Below are 21,711 nucleotides of genomic sequence, written 5' to 3'. Positions count from 1 at the left end.
GTCACCGCCCCTTCGGCAGGCCGAGGATCCGCTCGGCGATGATGTTCTGCTGGATCTGCGAGGTACCGGCCGCGATGGTGTACGACAGGGCGGAGAGCCGGTCGGCGACCCAGGCGTGGTCGGCGTCCAGCGCTTCGGCTCCCAGCACCTCCGCCGCCGCGTCGTACAGCTCCTGACGGGCGTGCGAGTAGCGCAGTTTGAAGACCGAGCCGCCGATTCCCGGTACGCCGCCACTGCGCTGCGCGCCGCTCACGTTCCACTGGGTGAGCCGCCACAGCGCGGTGAACTCCGCGTTCAGCCGGCCGAGCCGGCGGCGCAGTACGGCGTCGTCCCAGCGGCCGTTCGCGCGGGCGGCGCCGGCGAGCGCGCCGAGCACCCGGCGGCAGGCCACCACCTCACCGACGAAGGCGGTGCCGCGCTCGAAGGAGAGGGTCACCATCGTCACCCGCCAGCCGTCGTTCTCCGCCCCGACGCGGTTGCCGACCGGCACCCGGACCTCGTCGAGGAACAGCTCGGCGAACTCGGTGGACCCGGCCAGGGTGCGCAACGGCCGGACGGTCACGCCCGGCGCGTCCATCGGCATGGCGAGCCAGCTCAGGCCGTGGTGCCGGGGGGCCGCGGGGTCGGTACGGACCAGCAGCTCGCACCAGTCGGCGACCTCCGCGTGCGAGGTCCAGATCTTGGAGCCGCTGACCACGTAGGTGTCGCCGTCGCGCACCGCCTTGGTGCGCAGCGCGGCCAGGTCCGAACCCGCGTCCGGTTCGCTGAAGCCCTGGCACCAGATCTCCGCGCCGCGCAGGATCGGCGGCAGCCAGCGGGCGCGCTGGTCGGCGGTGCCCTCGGCGGCGATGGTCGGCCCGGCGTGCAGCAGACCCACGAAGTTGGCGCCGACGTAGGGCGCCCCGGCGCGCTCGGTCTCCTCCAGGAAGATCAGGTGCTGGGTGGGGGTCGCGCCCTGCCCGCCGGTGTCTCGCGGCCAGTGCAGACCGGCGTATCCGGCGTCGTGGAGCATGCGCTGCCAGGCCGCGTCGTACGCCCGCCGGGCGGGCCAGTCGGTCGCGGCGGGCTTGGCGGGAAGCCGGGGCAGCACCGTCGCGAGCCACCGGCGCAGCCGCGCCCGGAAGGCTTCCTCTTCCTCGGTGCAGGTCAGGTCCATGCCGGGCCCGCTACGCGGCGCGCTTGTCGAGGTCGGGGCCCGGTATGTGAACGGCGCTGCCGCGCATCACCGGGAAGGTCGGGTCGACGTGCGGTGGCTCCATCCGGTTCCCCTCAGCCATATCTGATGCACCGTCAGAAAGTAGCCTAGCCCCGCCCCCCCTGGACCGACAAGGCGTCCGCGGCTACCCTCTGGGCCACATCTGACGGCCCGTCAGTCATGGGGAGGCCCGCATGGCCGGCAGCACGCTCTGGGGCCTGGTCGCGTGGCGCACGGCACGCACCCCGTCCGCCCCGGCGCTCATCCAAGGAGCCGACTCCGCACGGCACGACCGCCGCCTCACCTTCGGCGCCCTGCGCCGGCGCGCGGAACGCGTCGCCGCCGGCCTGTACGCACGGGGCGTACGCCCCGGCAGCCGGGTCGTCTGGCAGCTGCCGACCCGCATCGAGACGGTGGTGCTCAGCCTGGCTCTGGCCCGCATCGGCGCCGTCCAGAGCCCGGTCGTCCCGCTCTACCGCGACCACGAGGTCGGCCAGGTGCTGCGGCGTACGGGGGCGTCCTTCCTCGCCGTCCCCGGCATCTGGCGCGGCTTCGACCACGCCGCGATGGCGCACCGCCTGGCCACGCAAATCCCCGGGCCGCTCACCGTCATCGACGCCCGCGCCGCCCTCCCCGAGGCCGATCCGGCGACCCTGCCCCCGCCGCCCGACGACGACGAAGAGGTCCGCTGGATCTACTGGACCTCCGGCACCACCGCAGGCCCCAAGGGCGTGCTGCACACCGACCGCAGCCTGCTCACCGCCGGCCGCTGCCTGGCCGGCGCGCTGCGCATCGGCCCTTCGGACGTCGGCTCCATGGCCTTCCCCTACGCCCATGTGGCCGGCCCGGACTACACCGTCATGCTGCTCCTGCACGGCATCCCCGCCCTCCTGCTGGAGCACTTCGCGCTGCCCGGCTCGCTCGCCGCCTACCGCCGCCACCACGTCACCGTCGCGGGCGGCTCCACCGCCTTCTACCACCTCTTCCTCACCGCCCAGCGCGCCCTGCCGCCCGGCCGCCGGCTGCTGCCGTCACTGCGCCTGCTGGCCGGCGGCGGCGCGCCTCTGCCGCCCGCGCTGTACCACGAGGTCGTCGCCGAGCTGGGCTGCCGGCTCGCCCACGGCTACGCCATGACCGAGGCGCCGATGGTGACCATGGGCGATCCGACGGACCTCCCCGAGCACCTCGCCACGACCGCCGGCCGGCCGCCCGCCGGCATGGACATCCGGATCACCCCGGGCACCGGTGAGATACGGCTGCGCGGCCCCGCCGTCTGCCGCGGCTATCTGGACGAGCCGGACCCCTTCGACGCCGACGGCTTCCTCCCCACCGGCGATCTCGGCCGTCTCACCCCCACCGGCCATCTCGTCGTCACCGGCCGCCTCAAGGACCTCATCATTCGCAAGGGCGAGAACATCTCTCCCCAGGAGATCGAGGCGCTCCTCCAGCGCCACCCAGACGTCGCGGACGCCGCCGTCATCGGGCTGCCGGACCCCGCCCGCGGCGAACGCGTCTGCGCCGTCATCGAACAGCCCCCGTACGCAGGAGAGTTGACGCTCCCGGACGTCACCACCCACCTGCGCGCCCAGGGCCTGGCACCGCACAAGCTTCCCGAACAGCTGGAGGTGCTTGCCGCGCTGCCGCGCGGAGCGACGCTCGGCAAGGTACTCAAACAGGAACTCCGGGACCGGTTCGGCGGCGACACCGCAGCCGGCCGACCGTGAAGCGGACACCGACTGTCCGCGATGCCCCGTACCTTCGCCGCATGAACGACCCCCGTCCCCGCATCGACTCCGCCGGCCGCCGGGCCCGCCTCGGGCGGCGCCACCTCCTCGCGCCGGCGTACCGGGCGGCCACCCCTGAGGAGGTCGGCGACGCCATCCTCGGGCTTCATGCCACCGACGCCGCGACCGTCCATCTGGCCGCCGGAGCACGGCTCGCCGCGCCGGACCCCGGTGCGGTGGAGCGCGCCCTCTACGACGATGTCTCCCTCGTCAGGCTGCTGTGCATGCGCAACACCCTCTTCGCCGTCGGCGCCGACCTGGTGCCCGCCGTCTGGTCCTCGACCGCGCAGGCCATCGCCGCGCGGGAACGGCGCCGGATGACCACCTGGGTGCTGGACGGCGTGCCCGGCTGGGACGAGCCGCGACTGGCCGACGTGGAGGCGCGGACCCTGGCCGCGCTGGCGGCGCGCGGTGAGGCCACCGCCGCCGAACTCGCCGCCGACGTGCCCGGTCTGCGCGAGACGATCGTGGTCGCCCCCGGCAAGCCGTACCAGGCCACGGTCGCCGTCTCCAGCCGCATCCTGCGGGTGCTCGCCGCCGAGGGCAGGATCCGGCGCGGCCGCCCGCGCGGCGGCTGGACCAGCAGTTCCTTCCGCTGGGCACCGGGCGCCGCACACACCGGCCGGCCCGCACCGCCCGCCTCCGAGGCCCGCGCCGACCTCGCCCGCCGCTGGCTCGCGGCCTACGGCCCGGCCACCGTCGAGGACCTCAAGTGGTGGACCGGCTGGACGCTGACGGACACCCGGCGCGCGCTGGCCTCGACCGGCGCGGCCGAGGTACGTCTGGACGACGGCGCCGACGGCCTCGCCCTGCCGGAGGACCTCGAACCCGTCCAGCAGCCCGAACCGTGGGCCGCGCTACTGCCCGGCCTCGACCCCACGGCCATGGGCTGGAAGGCCCGCGACTGGTATCTCGACCCCGGACACGTACCGCGGCTCTTCGACCGCAGCGGCAACATCGGCCCGACCGTGTGGTGGAACGGCCGGATCATCGGCGGCTGGGCACAGCGCGCGGACGGCGAGATCGTCTGGAGTCTGCTCACGGGCGACGGGGGCGGCGAGGCCGCCGCCGCGGTGGCGGACGAGGCGGCTCGGCTCGCGGCCTGGGTCGGCGAGGTCCGCATCACACCGCGCTTCCGCACACCCCTGGAGCGGGAGCTCACCGGCTGACCCGGCTGACCGCGTAGCGAAACTGCCCGCGCGGCAACGCCGCGTGGTGCGGGGTCAGCCGGGGCGGTAGGCATCCGTCGCCTGGTCGTAGAGGTGGTCGACCTCGCGCCGCTCGTTGTCCGGTCCGATGAGGAGCACGAGGTGGTAGCGCCCCTCGTGGATCATCGCGAGATTGCGGACGTACACCTCGCGGCCGCTGCCGTCCCGCCAGGTGAAGGTGCCCTCCGCCATCGCCGTCTTCCCGACGTCTATTCGCCGGAGACCGGAGGCGGAGGACCAGCTGGAGTCGCGGTACGGCGCCAGTTCGGCCTCCTTGTCCTGCTGGTAGGCCATCGGGTCGGCGCCGAAGCGGGCCGTGGTGTCGCGGCCGGGCACCACCACCAGCTCGTAGTCCCCGCCGACGTACCGCACCTGGCCCCGATCGTTCTCCCCGCGCCGCTCCCAGCCCTTGCGGACGCCGACCTGGAAGCCCTCGGGGTCGCTGCGCACCTCGAAACCCTGGTCCAGGTCGGCGGGCGCGCCGGTCTGCGGCGCCCGGGTGCCGCTCTCACCGCCGTCCCCGCCGTCACCCTGTCCGTCCCCGGGAGCCGCGCTGCTTCCGGGGTTCGACGGGCCGGGCGTGTCCACCCGGTCCGCGCCACCCTGCCCGGCCTCCCCACCGGACTTCGGCAGGAACACCATGGCGTAGACGACCGCGGCCACCAGCATCAGGAACACCAGCCCGAGCAACAGCAGGCCCAGACGACGGGGCCCTCGCGCCGCCCCGGCGGACGACCGCCGCGGCCCGGCGCCGTCCCATCCGACCTGTACCGGACTCTGTTGCGCCAAGGGCTCCGCGGCCGGATCACCGCGCCGGCGGGAGGCGGCGGGCCTGGTCGCCCTGGCGGGCCGCAGCGGCTCGGTCAGCGTGGCGGGAGCGGGCCCGCGCAGCGGCTTCGGCTGCTTGGGGAGCCGCTGCGGACGGGCCGCGGGGGCGGCTGCCGCCTGCGCGGCGGCCGGGACCTGCGGACGTCGCTCGCGCCGCGCCCGGCTCTTCTTGTGGCGCCCCTTGCGGACGAGTTCACCTCGGCGCCGCAGAATCGGCAGCCGCCCCGGATCGGCGACATGGTCCGACGACGGCACGGTCACCACCCGGCTGCCCAGCTCCGGCTCCGGGGCCGTACGGATCAACGAGCGCAGCCGGCCGCGCAGTTCCTCGACGTCCGGTCGGTCGACGGGGTCCTCGCGCAGCAAGGACTCGACGACGGGCCGCAGCGCCCCGCACTCCTCGGCGGGGGCCGGTGGCCGCGAACAGACCAGCTGTGCCAGCTCGACCGCGCTCTCCTCGGGGAACGGCGGATGCCCCTGCACACTGCGGAACAGCAGCGCGCCCACGGCCCACAGGTCGGCGGCCGGGCCGATCGGCGGCGCCGGCTGCCGGTTCTCGTGCACCGGGCCAGCCTGTTCGGGCGCCCAGCGTTCGGTGACCGGGCCGATGACCTGCAACCGGGCCTGCCGGGCTCGTTCCGCGGCGAGCGCTGCGGAGGGACGGCCGTAGGCGAGGGAGGCGGGGCCACGGTGCTCCGCCCCGGAAGCGGGGGCAGCAACGGTCTTCGTCAGGGAGGTCCGGGCCGGCGCGGCCGCCGTGGGCCACCCGCCGGTCTCGGCGGTGGGCGCCACCCCCGTGCCCGACCCGGTGGGCGCCACCCCGGGTGCCTCCCGGCGCGGCGCGGGAAGCGGATCGGCCCCTCGGCCACCGCCGGCCGCCGGCGCCGGTCCCGGCGGGCCGCCGCCCTGGCCGCCACTGCCCGGCCGGGCCACCCCCCGGTCATCCGCGGCGCGCGTACCGCCGGTGTCCTCCGGTCGGTCGGCGCCTCGCCCGGCACTCCCCTCGATGTGATCGCTGTACGGGCTGAACCGCGGCCCTTCGGCGGCGCCCTGACGGGCCGGCGGAACGATTCCGCCCTCCGGACGCCCCGGGGAGCCGGGAGCCGAGCCTTCCGGGAAGCCCGTCACCGGGCCCGGGTCAGCACCCCCGTCGGGGTCCGCGTCGGCCGGCGGAAAGTCGGTGTCGTCGTGCTGCCGGGCCCCCGGCACACCGTGCGCCCCGGTGGCTGCGGCGCCCGGCACGGGCCGGCCCGACGCGTCGGATGCGGAGCCGTGGCGCCCGGCCTCGGCCTCCGGCAGCGCCGCCCGGACGGCGGCCGCGCGAGCACCGGCACGGTAGGCGGCGATGGCGCCCGCCCGTACCCGCCGCGGGTCCACCTCGCCGCCCCCGGGGCCCCGGCCCGCCGCCGCGTCCGCGCCCGTCCCATCGGGCTCACCCGACACATCGGCACCGCCCGTGCCGTCCGTACTCCTCGTACCACCCGCCGGACCACTCCCTGTCGTGCCGCCTCTGCCGCCCGACAGGGGCGGCCAGTTGGCATCCGGGGCCGCGGCCGGATGCGGCACACCCGGCCCCGAAGCCGCTCCCGGGGGTGCAGCCGCGTGCCGGTACGACGGACCGCCGGCGGGCACACCGGAAGCCCCGGCGGACACCGCACCCGCCGCACCGGCAGCCGCGTCGTCCCGCACCTCGCCCGCGCCGCCGGCCGCACGCGGGGCGGCCCCCGGCTCGCTCTCCCGCTCGTCCGGCACCGGCGCGTAGCCGCACAGCGCCTCCTGGGCAGCGCCCACCGCCAGACCGGTCAGCACCGCCCGGCCGTCGACGCAGACCAGGACCGTGCGAGCGGTGATGTTGCGGTGGATCCAGCCCTGCGTGTGCAAGGCCCGCAGGGCGGTGAGCACATCGGCGGCGATCTCCGCGGCGCGGTGCGCGGACAGGGCCCGCTCGGCGAGCAGCCCGGACAACGGGCGTGCCGCGACGAGTTCACCGACGATCCACAGGCTGCCGTGCTGCGCGAAGACGTCGAAGACCTGTTCCAGCCGCGGGTGATCGGGCAGTTGCGCGGCAGCCGTCGCGGCCTCCAGCGCGCGGCGTACGGCGGGATCGCGAGGGCTGCGGTCGGCCACGCCTGCCGCGCCCACCACAGGGGCCGTGCGCACCCCCGCGTCGGTGGTGCGCCGGTGCGCGTGGCGTCCGTCCGCCGGCTCCGCCTCCACGACCTCCGCGTCCACCACCTCGGGCAGCGGGACCTGGCGGACCAGGACCTCCTGCCCGCTGTACGTATCGAACGCCCGGGTCTCGGTGAAGTCGTCGTCGCCCGGGGAGCGCAGCGGCAGACGGTAGCGCTCGGCGAGCACTCTTCCCGCGTACTCGTCCACGACGCCTCCCCGGAGCGCGTGCTGGCCACCGTCCTCGCGGAGCCGGCCGGTGACGCGCACGCCGCCGGTCGGTTTCCGGTCGCACTACCGCACGTTGCGGATGCGTACGGACTTCGAAGTCTCACGATACGTGCCCGGCCCCCGGGTTGAGACCTGCTCGACCCAACCCCGTGGACCGGGCGGGCGGTCCGCACGGGAGCCGCCCGCCCCGCGCCGCGCCCGGGAGAGACCCGGTCAGTCCTTCACGGCGAACGTCTTGAAGGCCGTCTCGCGCAGCTCCTTGCACTCCTTCTCCGACCAGGCGCCCGCCTTGCACGTGATCATGATGGCGTAGCCGTGCTGGTCGTCGGCCCGGAAGCCGCGGTTGAGCACCCGCACCTTCTCGCCGCTCTGCTTGCGGGTGAACGACCAGTCCGCGACGGTCGGATAGCCCCGCCACTTCACGGACTTGATGCCGATCAGGTGGTAGTTCTCGCTGGAGTTGCGGACGCTGGGCTCCAGGCTGCGCCAGGAGGCCGCCGCGTCGGTGCCGGGCTTGGCGTTGTAGTCGATCTGGATGCGCGGGAATCCGCCGGAGCCGCTGTATATGGCGCCGGAGCTCTGCCCCGCCGTACCGGTCTGCTTGAAGCCCTTGGGCATCGCCATGGCGAAGTGGAACCGGCCGTTGGAGACCGGCGCGAAGCCTGCCGGCAGCGCCTTGGCGTCGTCCGGGGTGGCATTCGGCTGCTTCGGCGACGGCGGAGCGGGCTCCTCCTCCTTCGGCGCATCCTCGCTCGGCTCCGGCGTGTCCTCGGAGGGCTTCTCCTTGCTCGCCGTCGCCGCGGCCGCCTTGTCGTCCTTGGCGGCCCGCTTGGCGCCCTTCTTCTCGTCGCCCCCGCTGAGCGCGAAGGCGAGGATCGCGCCCAGAACCGCCAGGGCCACCACGACGGCCCCGATGATCAGGGTGCGGCGCGGAACGACATCCGTCACCGACGGGCGTGAGGATCCGGCGCGCTCCCCGTCGCCGGGTCTGGACTCCGGGCGTGCCGTCGCGGTCGCCGCGGCGGCCGCGTTGCGCACGGACTGCAGGGCGCCGCGCATCCGCTCCTTCGCGGCGTCCGTGTCGAAGCCGGCCCGGCTCGCGTCGGAACCGCCCGCCGCCTTCCGTTCCGTAGCGGTGGCGGGGCGCGGGCGGCCGGACTTCGCCGTCGCCGGCGTGCGCTCCGCCGCGTCGGCGTCTGCCGCCTTTTCGGCCGTCCCGGCGCCGGCCGCCGCCTCGGCGGCTCCCGACGCCACCTCGGGCTTCGCCTTGGGCTTGCGCTGCGTCCGCGGCTTGGGTGCCGGCTTCTGCTTCGCAGGCCGGGCCGCGGGCTTCGACGCCTCGGCGGGCGCCGCCGGGAGCGCCATCGCGCGCGTGGCGTCCATGGGAGGCTCCGGCTTCGGCTCCGGGGCGTGTGTGACGGCCAGCAGCATCGAACGCGCGCCCGCGTCGTCCAGCCGGCCTGCGGGGTCCTTCACCAGCAGGCCGAAGATGACCTCTTCCAGCGGACCGGCGTTCTTGGGCGGCTCGACCGGCTCGGTCATCACCGCCGTCAGGGTCGCGATGGCCGACCCCTTGTCGTACGGCGGCACACCCTCGACGCATGCGTACAGCAGGCCGCCGAGCGACCACATGTCGGCCGGCGGGCCCGGCTTCTGGCCACGGGCCCGCTCCGGCGAGATGTAGGAAGGCGCGCCGACGAGCATGCCGGTGGAGGTGACGGAGGGGTCACCCTCGACCTGGGCGATGCCGAAGTCGGTCAGCACGACCCGGCCGTCGTCCGACATCAGGACGTTGGACGGCTTCACATCGCGGTGCAGGATGCCCTCGCGATGCGCGGCGCGCAGTACGTCCAGCACGGCCACGCCCACCTCGGCGGCGCGGCGCGGGGTGAGCGCGCCGTCGTCGCGGATGACCTCGGCGAGCGAGCGGCCCTCGACCAGCTCCATCACGATCCACGGGCGGTCGTCCTCGTCGACCACGTCGTAGACCGTCACGGCTCCGTTGTTGCGGATCCGGGCAATGGCCTTCGCCTCGCGCAGCGTGCGGGTGATCAGACGACGCTTCTCGTCCTCCTCCACCCCACCGGGGAAGCGCAGTTCCTTGACCGCGACCGTGCGGCCCAGCACCTCGTCGCGTGCCCGCCAGACCGTGCCCATACCGCCCCGGCCGAGAACATCGGCGAGCCGGTACCGGCCGGCGAGCAGCCTGCCCTCCTTGCCGTCCATCTCGACCTCGTCGCCCACTGAATCCCCTCTGCAATCCAGCCGAGTTGGCAGCTTCGATTTCTCATCGATCACCAAACTGGCTCAACTCGGACAACCCACCCTGGCAGAGCCTTCATTCTCCCTCATCCGCGGCGGTGGGGAAGGCCCGGGTCCATGCGGAACGACGCCACGCGCACCCGTCATGATGGCCCCCGACGAACGGGAGGCCCGATGACGAAGCGCTCGCCCCGCGCCGCCTCGGCCGGCGCCGCCCGCACGGCGCCGCCGTCGGCCGCGCGCCGCCGGGGGGCCGCGGTACGCCCGCGTGCGCTCGTTCTGCAGGCCACCCTGACCGTACTGGCCCTGACGGCCTGTACGGGCGGGGAGCGCACGGTCCCGGTCCGGCCCGTGGGGCGTGTCGAGCAGCCGTCCGCCACGACCGTGCGGGCCCTTCAGCGCCTGGTGCGGGACGGGGCGCCGGGCGCCGCTTCCCTGATAACCCGCGGCGGCCGCTTCCACGGTTCCCGTTTTTCCACGTCCGGCGTCGCCGATGTCCGCAACGGCCGCCCCATGGCCCGCCCGGACCACTTCCGGGCCGGCAGCCTCACCAAGACGCTGGTGGCGACCGTCGTGCTGCAACTCGTCGCCGAGGGCGAGCTGTCCCTGACGGACGCCGCGGCCGCACGCCTGCCGAAATCCGTGTCCGCCACCGAAAAGGACCACCTCGGCGATCTTCGAAATGTGACGATCCGCCAGCTCCTCGACCATACGAGCGGTTTGTTCAACTACACCGAGGACGCCCGGCTCGCCCGTGAGCTGTACGGCAAGGGCTTCGCCGCCCACCGCTACGACAGCCACACCCCGGCCGAACTCCTGCGCGTCGCCCTCCGCCATCCACCGGCCGCCGGCGCCGGCTCCCGGAGCGGGCAGGGCGCATCCTTCACCTACTCCAACACCAACTACATCGTCCTCGGCCTGGTCATCGAGGCGGTCACCGGGCGCTCCTACGCCGAGGAGATCCGCCGCCGCATCCTCACCCCCGTGCAGCTCCACGACACCTCCTTCCCCGGCACCGACCCGGCGCTGCCCGAGCCGCACGGCCGCGCCTACTCCCGCATCGGCACCCACCGGGTGGACACCACGTCCCTGGATCCCAGCCGGGCGGGCGCGGCCGGCGAGATGGTGACCACCCTCGACGACCTCAACCGCTTCTTCTCCGCGCTGCTCGGCGGCAAGCTCCTGCCCCCGCACCAGATGGCACAGCTGCGCAGCGAGGCAGCCACCGACGGCACCTACGGCCTCGGCCTGTACGCCACCCAGCTGCCCTGCGGCGTACAGGTCTGGGGACACAACGGCGACATCAACGGCTCGTACGCGCAGACCGCGGGCAGCGTCGACGGCCGGCACCTCGTCAGCTATCGCGTCAACACCGACGCCCTGGCCGATCCGGAGCACGGCACGGCGGTCCTGACGGCGGAGTTCTGCCCGCCGTCCGCCGGCTAGGTGCCCGCCGCCCCGACAGCTCGTCAGCCACCCGCCGTCCCGCGTCCGGACGGCGAACGGCGGGCGGCCGCCGCGTCTCCCGGCAACCGCCCGCCACCGTCACTTCCCGTTCCGGTCCGGACGGCTACAGCGGAACGATGTCCGGCGCGCCCAGTCGGGCCGCGTCCGCCGTGAGGTCGTCCGGCTGCCGCTGCGATTCGCGCTCCGCCTCGACCCGCTTCTCATAGTGCGTGATCTCCTTCTCGACCTGGTCGCTGTCCCAGCCCAGCGCGGGCGCCATCAGCTCGGCCACCTCGCGGGCGCAGCGGGTGCCCCGGTCGAAGGTCTCGATCGAGATGCGGGTCCGCCGGGTCAGCACGTCGTCCAGGTGCCGGGCGCCCTCGTGGGTGCAGGCGTAGACGGCCTCGGCACGCAGGTAGTCGTCCGCGCCCGTCAGCGGTTCGCCCAGTGAAGGATCGGCCACCACCAGCTCCAACAGCTCCTCCGTGAGCGAGCCGTAACGGTTCAGCAGGTGCTCGATGCGCACCACGTGCAGGCCGGTGCGTGCGGCGATCCGGGCCCGTGCGTTCCACAGCGCCTTGTAGCCCTCTGCGCCGACCAGCGGGACGTCCTCCGTCACGCACTCCGCGACCCGGTGGTCCAGCGCGTGCACCGCTTCGTCCACGGCGTCCTTGGCCATCACCCGGTACGTCGTGTACTTGCCGCCCGCGACGACCACCAGGCCGGGTACCGGATGCGCGACCGTGTGCTCGCGCGACAGCTTGCTGGTGGCGTCCGACTCGCCCGCCAGCAGCGGCCGCAGACCGGCGTACACCCCCTCGACGTCGTCCCGGGTCAACGGCACGGCGAGCACTTCGTTCACGTGCCCCAGCAGGTAGTCGATGTCGGCGCTGGAGGCCGCCGGGTGCGCCTTGTCCAGGTCCCAGTCGGTGTCCGTCGTCCCGATGATCCAGTGCCGTCCCCACGGGATGACGAACAGCACGCTCTTCTCGGTCCGCAGGATCAGCCCGGTCGTCGAATGGATCCGGTCCTTGGGCACCACCAGGTGGATGCCCTTCGAGGCCCGTACGTGGAACTGCCCGCGCTCGCCGATCATCGCCTGGGTGTCGTCGGTCCACACGCCGGTGGCGTTGACGATCTGCTGGGCGCGGATCTCGTACTCGCCACCCCCCTCACCGTCCTGCACCCGTGCGCCGACGACCCGCTCGCCCTCGCGCAGGAACCCCACCACGCGCGCGTGGTTGGCGACCTGTGCGTCGTAGGCGGCGGCAGTACGCACCATCGTCGCGACATACCGGGCGTCATCCATCTGCGCGTCGTAATACTGCAACGCGCCGACCAGGGCGTCCTTCTTCAGGCAGGGCGCCACCCGCAGGGCTCGCTTGTGGGACAGGTGCCGGTGCACGGGCAGCCCGCGGCCGTGTCCCGACGAGATCGACATGCCGTCGTACAGCGCGACGCCGGAGCCGGCGTACCAGCGCTCCCAGCCCTTGTGCTGCAACGGATAGAGAAACGGCACCGGCTTCACCAGATGCGGCGCCAGCCGTTCCAGCAGCAGCCCGCGTTCCTTGAGCGCCTCTCTGACCAGCGCGAAGTCCAGCATCTCCAGATAGCGCAGGCCGCCGTGGATGAGCTTGCTCGACCTGCTCGACGTGCCCGATGCCCAGTCCCGCGCCTCTACCAGCCCGGTGCTCAGCCCGCGTGTCGCCGCGTCCAGTGCCGTGCCGGCGCCGACGACTCCGCCGCCGACCACCAGAACGTCCAGCTCCCGCTCCGCCATTCGTGCGAGCGCCTCCGCACGCTGCGCCGGTCCCAGTGTCGCTGTCTTCACCACTGCCTCCCGCTGTGATCGGGGCCACACCCCCCGTCCGTCGATTCTGTCCGCGCTACGTGCCGGTATCCACCCTCCGCCCAGTACGGCAACACCCCGCCACCTTGATCCACCAATCCCCATTCTGGGTCAAATGTCGGCTTAGTCTACTTATGCGCCATCCGGAATCGCTCGGGAAGGACGGCAGCAGCCATGCCCGCAGACCTCGCCGTCATCGGACTCGGTCACCTCGGCCTCCCCCTCGCCCAGGCCGCCACCGCCGCCGGCATCAGCACCCTCGGCTACGACCCCGACCCGCGCGCGGCCACCCCCGCGGGGGCCGACGGGCCGCTGTCCGCGACCGAGATCCGCCGCCTGCTCTCCGCGGGCTTCCGCACCACCACAGACCCGGCCGCCCTCGGCAAGGTCCGCACCGCCGTCATCTGCGCGCCCACGCCACTCGGCGAGGACCGCGCCCTGGACCTGACCGCCATCGCCGACGCCGCCCGTACGCTGGCCGCGCACCTGCGCCCGCACACCACGGTCATCCTCGAATCGACCGCGTACCCCGGCACCACCGAGGAATTCCTGCGTCCCCTCCTCGAAGAGGGCTCGGGGCTCATCGCCGGGCGGGACTTTCACCTCGCCTGCTCCCCCAGCCGGCACGACCCCGGCAACCGCACCCACCGCTACGCCAACACCCCCAAGGTCATCGGCGGCCTCACCCCCGCCTGCACCGAGGCCGCCGCGGCGTTCTACAACCGGCTGACGGACAAGGTCGTCCGCGCCCGCGGCCCCCGCGAGGCGGAGACGGCCAAGGTGCTGGAGACCAACTACCGCCACATCAACATCGCCCTGATGAACGAGATGGCGGTCTTCTGCCACGACATCGGGGTCGACCTCTGGGATGTCATCCGCTGCGCGGAGACCAAGCCGTTCGGCTTCCAGGCCTTCCGCCCCGGCCCCGGCATCGGCGGCCACGCCGTCCCCGTGGACCCCAACTACCTCTCGTACAAAGGCCGTTCACTCGGCTACCCACTGCGCATGGTCGAACTGGCGCAAGAGGTGAACGGCCGGATGCCGCGCTATGTCATCCAGCGCTGCGCGACCCTGCTCAACGAACACGGCAAGTCCGCCCGCGGCGCCCGCGTCCTCCTGCTCGGGGTCACCTACAAGCCGGACATCGGTGACCAGGAAGGCTCCCCCGCCCGCGAGATCGCCTCCCGCCTCATGGAGCTCGGCGCACACCTCACCTACCACGACCCCTACGTCCCCCAATGGAACGTCCTGGACCGCCCGGTCCCCCGCGCCGACTCCCTCTACGAGGCCGCGGCCGCCGCCGACCTGACGATCCTGCTCCAGCCGCACCGCACCTACGACCTCCAGGGCCTCTCCGTCAAGGCGCAGCTGCTCCTCGACACCCGCGGCGCGACCCCGACGGGCGCGGCGCACCGGCTCTGACCGGCCGGGCGCAGAACGCACCACAGCTCGGCGACATCGCGTCGCCGAGCTGTGGTGTGCGGGGTGTGCTGCTGCGCGTCAGGCGTTGTCGTGCTGGGACGGCGAGACCGTCACCTCGACCCGCTGGAACTCCTTGAGCTCGGAGTAACCGGTGGTCGCCATCGCCCGGCGCAGCGCGCCGAAGAAGTTCATCGACCCGTCCGGCGTGTTCGAGGGACCGCACAGGATCTCCTCGGTCGTGCCGACCGCGCCGAGGTCCATCCGCTTGCCGCGCGGCACGTCCTCGTGGACCGCCTCCATGCCCCAGTGGTGGCCGCGACCGGGCGCGTCCGTGGCACGGGCCAGCGGGGAGCCCATCATCACCGCGTCCGCACCGCAGGCGACCGCCTTCGGCAGGTCGCCGGACCAGCCCACGCCGCCGTCGGCGATGACGTGGACGTACCGGCCGCCGGACTCGTCCATGTAGTCGCGGCGCGCGGCGGCGACATCCGCGACCGCCGTCGCCATCGGCACCTGGATGCCCAGGACGTTGCGGGTGGTGTGCGCGGCGCCGCCGCCGAAACCGACCAGCACACCGGCCGCGCCGGTCCGCATCAGGTGCAGGGCCGCGGTGTACGTGGCGCAGCCGCCGACGATGACCGGGACGTCGAGTTCGTAGATGAACTCCTTGAGGTTGAGCGGCTCGGCGGCCGACGAGACGTGCTCGGCGGAGACCGTGGTGCCCCGGATCACGAAGATGTCCACGCCGGCGTCCACGACGGCCTTGGAGAACTGCGCGGTCCGCTGCGGCGACAGGGCGGCGGCGGTGACGACGCCCGAGTCGCGCACCTCCTTGATCCGCTGGCCGATCAGCTCTTCCTTGATCGGCGCGGCGTAGATCTCCTGGAGCCGCTTGGTGGCGGTGGCGCCGTCCAGCTCGGCGATCTCCGCGAGCAGCGGCTCCGGGTCCTCATAGCGGGTCCACAGACCCTCCAGGTTGAGTACGCCCAGGCCGCCCAGCTCACCGATGCGGATGGCGGTCTGCGGGGAGACCACCGAGTCCATCGGAGCGGCCAGGAACGGCAGCTCGAAACGGTAGGCGTCGATCTGCCAGGCGATCGAGACCTCCTTCGGGTCGCGGGTGCGGCGACTCGGTACGACGGCGATGTCGTCGAAGGCATATGCCCGGCGGCCGCGCTTGCCGCGTCCGATCTCGATCTCAGTCACGTGTGTGGCCTTTCCTCTACGTCTGCCGTTCCAGTATCCCCGACACACCGAAGCCCGCGGCCGGGGTGCGGCCGCGGGCTCGGGTGCGGGGACATGCTAGGGCGCGTCCCCGAAGTCCCGCCTAGCGTCGAGAGTAGTTCGGCGCCTCGGTCGTCATCTGGATGTCGTGCGGGTGGCTCTCCTTGAGGCCCGCGGACGTGATGCGGACGAAGCGGCCCTTCTCCTTGAGCTCGTCGATGTCCGCGGAGCCGACATAGCCCATGGAGGCGCGCAGACCACCGACGAGCTGGTGGGCGACCGAGGCGAGCGGCCCGCGGTAGGGAACCTGGCCCTCGATGCCCTCGGGGACCAGCTTGTCCTCGGAGAGCACGTTGTCCTGGAAGTAGCGGTCCTTGGAGAAGGACCTGTTGCCCTGGCCACGGGACTGCATCGCACCGAGCGAGCCCATGCCGCGGTAGGACTTGAACTGCTTGCCGTTGATGAAGACCATCTCGCCCGGCGACTCCTCGCAGCCGGCCAGCAGCGAGCCGAGCATGACGGTGTCCGCGCCGGCCGCGATCGCCTTGGCGATGTCGCCGGAGAACTGGAGCCCGCCGTCACCGATCAGCGGCACGCCCGCCGCGTGGGCGGCCTGCGCGGCCTCGTAGATCGCGGTGACCTGGGGCACGCCGACACCGGCGACCACGCGGGTGGTGCAGATGGAGCCGGGGCCGACGCCGACCTTGATGCCGTCGACGCCCGCGTCGATCATCGCCTGGGCACCGTCGCGGGTGGCGACGTTGCCGCCGACCACATCGACGCCGATGTTGGACTTGACCTTGGCGATCATGTCGAGGATGCCGCGGCTGTGGCCGTGCGCACTGTCGATGACCAGGAAGTCGGCACCCGCCTCGACCAGCGCCTGCGCCCGGTCGTACGCCGCGTCGCCGACGCCCACCGCGGCACCGACGACCAGCCGGCCCTCGGCGTCCTTGGCGGCGTTCGGGTACTTCTCGGCCTTGACGAAGTCCTTGACCGTGATCAGGCCCTTGAGCACGCCCGCGTCATCGACCAGCGGAAGCTTCTCGATCTTGTGGCGGCGCAGCAGCTCGATGGCGTCGTCGCCGGAGATCCCGACCTTGCCGGTGACCAGCGGCATCGGCGTCATGACCTCGCGGACCTGACGGCTGCGGTCCAGCTCGAAGGCCATGTCGCGGTTGGTGACGATGCCCAGCAGCTTGCCGGCGGCGTCGGTGACCGGCACGCCGCTGATGCGGAACTTCGCACACAGCGCGTCGGCCTCGGCGAGCGTGGCGTCCGGGCGGACCGTGATCGGGTCGGTGACCATGCCGGACTCGGAGCGCTTCACCAGGTCGACCTGGTTGGCCTGGTCCTCGATGGAGAGGTTGCGGTGCAGCACACCGGCGCCGCCCTGACGTGCCATGGCGATGGCCATCCGGGCCTCGGTGACCTTGTCCATCGCCGCGGACAGCAGCGGGATGTTGACCGTGACGTTCCGCGAGACCCGGGAGGCGGTGCTCACCGCGTTGGGCAGCACCTCCGACGCGCCGGGCAGCAGCAGAACGTCGTCGTATGTCAGCCCGAGCATGGCGAATTTGGCGGGCATACCGTCGACGTTGTCACTCATGACACCTTCCCCAATGCTCTTGCCTCAGCGCGGACTCCCATGCTAACGGCCTAATCAGGTGTCCCATTCCACGATCGATGAGGGCCTCATCACTCGTATCTTTCTACGGACGCCTCTTGGATGGGTAAGTCCGAGGCCACGGGCTCCCCACGCCCACCGGACGACCGTCCGGCCCCGGCGGGCACACCGCGGGAGGGTGCTCGCCCTACTGCTCGGCCAGTGCCCGCAGCCGGCTCAGCGCGCGGTGCTGGGCGACCCGCACCGCGCCCGGCGACATCCCCAGCATCTGCCCGGTCTCCTCGGCCGTCAGCCCGACCGCGACCCGCAGCAGCACCAGCTCGCGCTGGTTCTCCGGCAGGTTCGCCAGCAGTTTCTTGGCCCACTCGGCGTCGCTGCTCAGCAGCGCGCGCTCCTCGGGGCCCAGGGAGTCGTCCGGCTGCTCGGGCATCTCGTCGGACGGCACGGCCGTGCTGCCCGGGCCGCGCATCGCGGCCCGCTGCAGATCGGCGACCTTGTGGCCGGCGATGGCGAAGACGAACGCCTCGAAGGGCTTTCCGGTGTCGCGGTAGCGCGGCAGCGCGCAGAGCACCGCGACACAGACTTCCTGCGCGAGGTCCTCGACGAAGTGCCGCGCGTCACCCGGCAGCCGGGAGAGCCGGGTGCGGCAGTAGCGCAACGCGAGGGGGTGCACATGGGCCAAGAGGTCGTGCGTGGCCCGCTGGTCCCCCTCGACGGCGCGTGCGACGAGATCGCTGATCTCCTTGTTCCCGTCATCGCGCATCGGTCCATGGTGCCTTGGCGCGACACGATCCGCGGCACCAGGTCCGTACTTGTGCACTGAAGCGTTATGAGCGGCAGGTGCGCCGGATGTCATGTCCTGCGCCCTCCCCTCGTGCCCGACCGACCCGTCCCCGAGGAACTCCATACCTCAAGGATGCGGCACCGCGCGGGGAAACGGACCGCCGCGGTGCACAGGCAGCGCGCGGGGCGCTTCGCCGCCCCGCCCGCCACAGGGCGGGCGGGGACTCTCACTCCCCCGCATCGCTGCACGTCACGATGCCTTAGCGGACCAGTCCCCAGCGGAACCCCAGCGCCACCGCGTGCGCCCGGTCAGAGGCACCCAGTTTCTTGAAAAGGCGCCGGGCGTGGGTCTTGACCGTGTCCTCGGAGAGGAAGAGCTCGCGGCCGATCTCGGCGTTGGAGCGGCCGTGGCTCATGCCTTCGAGCACTTGGATCTCCCGCGCGGTGAGCGTCGGGGCGGCGCCCATCTCGGCGGACCGCAGCCGACGCGGGGCGAGCCGCCACGTCGGGTCGGCGAGCGCCTGGGTCACCGTCGCCCGCAGCTCCGCGCGAGAGGCGTCCTTGTGCAGATAGCCGCGGGCACCGGCGGCGACCGCGAGCGCGACACCGTCCAGATCCTCGGCCACCGTGAGCATGATGATCCTGGCGCCGGGGTCGGCGGACAGGAGCCGGCGCACGGTCTCGACACCGCCGAGTCCGGGCATCCGTACGTCCATCAGAATCAGGTCCGAGCGATCGGCACCCCAGCGGCGGAGGACTTCCTCCCCGTTGGCCGCGGTCGTCACACGCTCGACGCCGGGCACGGTCGCAACCGCCCGTCGGAGCGCCTCTCGGGCAAGCGGGGAGTCGTCGCAGACGAGGACGGATGTCATGACCGCCCTCCGCAGCTGATGCGCGTCACCTTGAGCCTCCAGGCTGGTACGTATCGTCACCTGTGCGATTGACGGCCCTCGGACACCTGCCCGAGGACTACCTCTGTCAACCGCCTCCGCACACTCAACGACGGTCACTCGAAAGAGTTACGGCTTCGGTGACCGACTTCAGCACGCTCCGTGAGGAGCCGGATACGCAGACGGTTGATGATCGACCGGCCTCCGCGCGTGCACCCTATGCCCTATTTGGCCCTCTTTCTTCCATTTTCGTGGCGTCTGCGGCTAGATTCGCAATGAGTCATATTTACATCTACTTGGACAGTAGATGTACGGTCGTGAGCACCGAGCCCGAAAACAGCATCGCTTCGAGGGGACAAGCAATGGCAGATTTCTCCCGCCTTCCGGGCCCGAACGCAGACCTCTGGGACTGGCAGCTGCTCGCCGCTTGCCGCGGTGTGGACAGCTCGCTCTTCTTCCACCCCGAAGGGGAACGCGGGGCGGCCCGCAGCGCGCGTGAGACATCAGCGAAAGAGGTGTGCATGCGCTGCCCGGTACGGGCGGAGTGCGCGGCGCACGCCTTGGCGGTCCGCGAGCCCTACGGGGTCTGGGGCGGACTGACGGAGGACGAACGCGAGGAGCTCATGGGCCGGGCGCGTCACCGCCTGATCCCCGCGACCTCCATGACCGGCCACGCCGGCGTGACCAGCGCCTGATCACCCGGACTGGATCACTCCTGAAGAAACGATCCTCCCCGGATCGAGCAACCGAACACCCACCGACCGGACAACCGGCAGGGCCCCATGACCCCTCTGGGCCGGAAAGACCTGGCGCCGATTCCCCGGCGCTGCGCACGCCTGCTCACGCCTGCCGGCCCCGCCCCTCGGGCCGCCGCCCGGGCGTCAGCGCCCCGCGGCCCGCGCCAGCTGGTCGAGCATCGCCTCCACCGCGGGGACCCTCGCAAGGTCGGGCAGCGTGAGCGCGACGATCTCGCGGTGCACGGCCGGCTCCAGCCGCACCGTCGTGGCCCCCTTGGGGCGTACCGACTCCAGGGTGAGTTCGGGCAGCGCGGCGACGCCGAGGCCCGCGCCGACCAGTCCGATCACCGCCGGGTAGTCGTCGGTGGCGAAATCGATGCGCGGCGTGAAGCCCGCGCTCTCACAGACCTCGACGAGATGGGTGCGGCAGCGCGGGCAGCCCGCGATCCACGGGTCGTCGGCCAGCTCGGCGAATCGGGCCGTGCCGCTCGTCGCCAGTCGGTGGCCGTCGGGGACCAGGCCGATCAGCCGGTCCGCCAGGATCGGCCTGGCCACCAGGTCGTCCCATTCGGCGGCGGCCGCCGGATCCGCGCCACGCACCTCGGGATAGCGGAAGGCCAGTGCGATCTCGCAGTCGCCGTTGCGCAGCATCTCGATCGAGCGCGGGGGCTCGGCCTCGACCAGCGAGACGCGGGTGCCGGGGTGCGCGGCGCGCATCTTCGCCAGGGCGGTGGGTACCAGTGTCGAGCTGCCGGACGGGAACGACACCAGCCGTACCCGTCCCGCCCGCAGGCCCGTGATCGCGGCGACCTCTTCCTCGGCGGCGGTGAGCCCGGCGAGGATGCCGACCGCGTGCCGCACGAGCGCCTCACCCGCCTGGGTCAGCCGCATCCCACGGCCCGCGCGGACGAGGAGCGGGGTGCCCACGGACTGCTCCAGGGCCTTCATCTGCTGGCTGACGGCCGGCTGGGTACAGCCCAGTTCGCGCGCGGCGGCGGAGAAGGAGCCGGTCCTGGCGACGGCGCGCAGCACACGGAGATGACGGGCCTCGATCATATTTGGAGTATAAGCGCATCTTGGAGAGATCAAGAGAAACCGGCTCGACGCTTTGATTGGGGCTGGCTAGCGTGCCGACCATGAAGCTGCTGACCGTGAATGTGGGGCGCGCCACGCCCTCCGAACACACCCGTGCCAAGAGCGGCGAGACAGGCATCGACAAGCGGCCGGTGGCCGGGCCGGTCACGGTCACCGCCCCCGGCCCCGGGGGCACCGGCGGAAGCGGGCTCGCCGGCGACACCGTGGTCGACCTCCGCCACCACGGCGGCGACGAGCAGGCGGTGTACGCCTACGCCCGCGAGGACCTGGACGAGTGGGAGCGCCAGCTGGACCGCGAGCTGCCCAACGGCTCCTTCGGCGAGAACCTCACCACCTTGGGTGTCGAGGTCACCGGCGCCCGGATCGGCGAGCGCTGGCGGGTCGGCCCGCGGGTGCTGCTGGAGGTGACCTCTCCGCGCGTCCCGTGCCGCACGTTCCAGGGCCGCATCGGCGAGCGCGGCTGGATCAAGCGGTTCACCGAGACCGCGGTGCCCGGCGCGTATCTGCGGGTGGTCGAACCGGGCGAGATCCGCGCCGGGGACCGCGTGGAGCTGCTGCACCGCCCGGACCACGAGGTGACCGTCGCGCTGATGTTCCGCGCCCTCACGCGGGAGCGGGCGCTGCTGAGGCGGCTGCTGGAGGCCGGCGACGCGCTCCATCCCCTGGCGCGGGACAAAGCCCTGGCGTACGTGGAACGACACGGGCACTGACGGTGTGTGGGCGTCGGCGGGTACGGCGGGGCGCGGGGCGGGCGCCGGTGCGCGCCGGGCGCGCGACGACGGGCGGGTGAAGTCCCGTCACCTGTCGGGTGCCGCCTTCGGGGTGCGGGGTGGAGAAGGTGTGGAGGTCACGGCGGCCGCGGTGGGCCTCGGGGGTGTCGGGGGGACCACCCGGCATGCTCCAACCTGCACGCGGACGCAGGGCGTTGCACCACCGGCGCGGGGCCGCCCGGCCGACGGCA

The 21,711-nt window shown here is 72.9% G+C and carries 15 protein-coding genes; 6 read left to right on the top strand and 9 right to left on the bottom strand.

Translation table 11 applies throughout. The features are described 5' to 3' along the window. Position 1: 1 nt before the first annotated feature. A complete protein-coding gene (locus tag ACH4FH_RS01400) occupies positions 2-1,156 on the bottom strand; it encodes an acyl-CoA dehydrogenase family protein (RefSeq protein WP_398553655.1) in 1,155 nt (384 codons plus the stop codon). Between the two features lie 233 nt (positions 1,157-1,389). Here ACH4FH_RS01400 and ACH4FH_RS01395 point away from each other — a divergent pair, with 233 nt between their 5' ends. Then, a complete protein-coding gene (locus ACH4FH_RS01395; RefSeq protein WP_398553654.1) occupies positions 1,390-2,919 on the top strand; it encodes a class I adenylate-forming enzyme family protein in 1,530 nt (509 codons plus the stop codon). 41 nt (positions 2,920-2,960) lie between these two features. Beyond that, positions 2,961-4,148 carry a winged helix DNA-binding domain-containing protein gene (locus ACH4FH_RS01390; protein WP_398553653.1) on the top strand — a complete coding sequence of 396 codons (1,188 nt, stop codon included), beginning with the start codon at positions 2,961-2,963 and terminating at the stop codon, positions 4,146-4,148. A gap of 54 nt (positions 4,149-4,202) precedes the next feature. Here ACH4FH_RS01390 and ACH4FH_RS01385 read toward each other — a convergent pair whose 3' ends face one another. Together ACH4FH_RS01385 and ACH4FH_RS01380 are read right to left on the bottom strand one after the other, a co-directional pair. Continuing rightward, entirely contained in the window at positions 4,203-7,394 is a 3,192-nt protein-coding gene (locus ACH4FH_RS01385; protein ID WP_398553652.1) for a protein kinase, read from the bottom strand. Between the two features lie 234 nt (positions 7,395-7,628). Further along, complete coding sequence (locus ACH4FH_RS01380; protein ID WP_398553651.1) at positions 7,629-9,659, bottom strand: protein kinase; 2,031 nt, start codon at positions 9,657-9,659, stop codon at positions 7,629-7,631. A gap of 192 nt (positions 9,660-9,851) precedes the next feature. Here ACH4FH_RS01380 and ACH4FH_RS01375 point away from each other — a divergent pair, with 192 nt between their 5' ends. Continuing rightward, positions 9,852-11,123, top strand: coding sequence for a serine hydrolase domain-containing protein (locus ACH4FH_RS01375; RefSeq protein ID WP_398553650.1), 1,272 nt, complete (start codon positions 9,852-9,854; stop codon positions 11,121-11,123). 124 nt (positions 11,124-11,247) lie between these two features. Here ACH4FH_RS01375 and ACH4FH_RS01370 read toward each other — a convergent pair whose 3' ends face one another. Next, a complete protein-coding gene (locus ACH4FH_RS01370) occupies positions 11,248-12,954 on the bottom strand; it encodes a glycerol-3-phosphate dehydrogenase/oxidase (RefSeq protein WP_398553649.1) in 1,707 nt (568 codons plus the stop codon). Positions 12,955-13,146: 192 nt separating this feature from the next. Here ACH4FH_RS01370 and ACH4FH_RS01365 point away from each other — a divergent pair, with 192 nt between their 5' ends. Next, positions 13,147-14,394, top strand: coding sequence for a nucleotide sugar dehydrogenase (locus tag ACH4FH_RS01365; RefSeq protein ID WP_398553648.1), 1,248 nt, complete (start codon positions 13,147-13,149; stop codon positions 14,392-14,394). A gap of 78 nt (positions 14,395-14,472) precedes the next feature. Here ACH4FH_RS01365 and ACH4FH_RS01360 read toward each other — a convergent pair whose 3' ends face one another. The 4 genes from ACH4FH_RS01360 to ACH4FH_RS01345 form a co-directional block, all read right to left on the bottom strand. Next, positions 14,473-15,600, bottom strand: a complete 1,128-nt coding sequence (locus tag ACH4FH_RS01360; RefSeq protein WP_398553647.1) for a GuaB3 family IMP dehydrogenase-related protein — start codon at positions 15,598-15,600, stop codon at positions 14,473-14,475. Positions 15,601-15,721: 121 nt separating this feature from the next. Beyond that, a complete protein-coding gene (gene guaB, locus ACH4FH_RS01355; RefSeq protein ID WP_398553646.1) occupies positions 15,722-17,227 on the bottom strand; it encodes an IMP dehydrogenase in 1,506 nt (501 codons plus the stop codon). 205 nt (positions 17,228-17,432) lie between these two features. After that, entirely contained in the window at positions 17,433-18,008 is a 576-nt protein-coding gene (locus ACH4FH_RS01350; RefSeq protein ID WP_398553645.1) for a sigma-70 family RNA polymerase sigma factor, read from the bottom strand. A 280-nt stretch (positions 18,009-18,288) separates the two neighbouring features. Beyond that, a complete protein-coding gene (locus ACH4FH_RS01345) occupies positions 18,289-18,900 on the bottom strand; it encodes a response regulator transcription factor (RefSeq protein ID WP_003948568.1) in 612 nt (203 codons plus the stop codon). 380 nt (positions 18,901-19,280) lie between these two features. On the opposite strand from ACH4FH_RS01345, the gene ACH4FH_RS01340 reads away from it, so the two are divergent. Next, a complete protein-coding gene (locus tag ACH4FH_RS01340) occupies positions 19,281-19,613 on the top strand; it encodes a WhiB family transcriptional regulator (RefSeq protein ID WP_393892655.1) in 333 nt (110 codons plus the stop codon). A 186-nt stretch (positions 19,614-19,799) separates the two neighbouring features. On the opposite strand, the gene ACH4FH_RS01335 is transcribed toward ACH4FH_RS01340, so the two are convergent. Further along, positions 19,800-20,711, bottom strand: a complete 912-nt coding sequence (locus ACH4FH_RS01335) for a LysR family transcriptional regulator (RefSeq protein WP_398553644.1) — start codon at positions 20,709-20,711, stop codon at positions 19,800-19,802. An 80-nt stretch (positions 20,712-20,791) separates the two neighbouring features. On the opposite strand from ACH4FH_RS01335, the gene ACH4FH_RS01330 reads away from it, so the two are divergent. Next, positions 20,792-21,460, top strand: coding sequence for an MOSC domain-containing protein (locus ACH4FH_RS01330; RefSeq protein WP_398553643.1), 669 nt, complete (start codon positions 20,792-20,794; stop codon positions 21,458-21,460). The last annotated feature ends 251 nt before the right edge of the window (positions 21,461-21,711 follow it).

It is taken from the genome of Streptomyces sp. NPDC017993 (genome assembly GCF_044328065.1).
In the GTDB taxonomy this organism is placed as follows: domain Bacteria; phylum Actinomycetota; class Actinomycetes; order Streptomycetales; family Streptomycetaceae; genus Streptomyces.
Note: the sequence above shows the minus strand (reverse complement) of the source record. Positions and strands in the feature narration are given on the sequence as shown.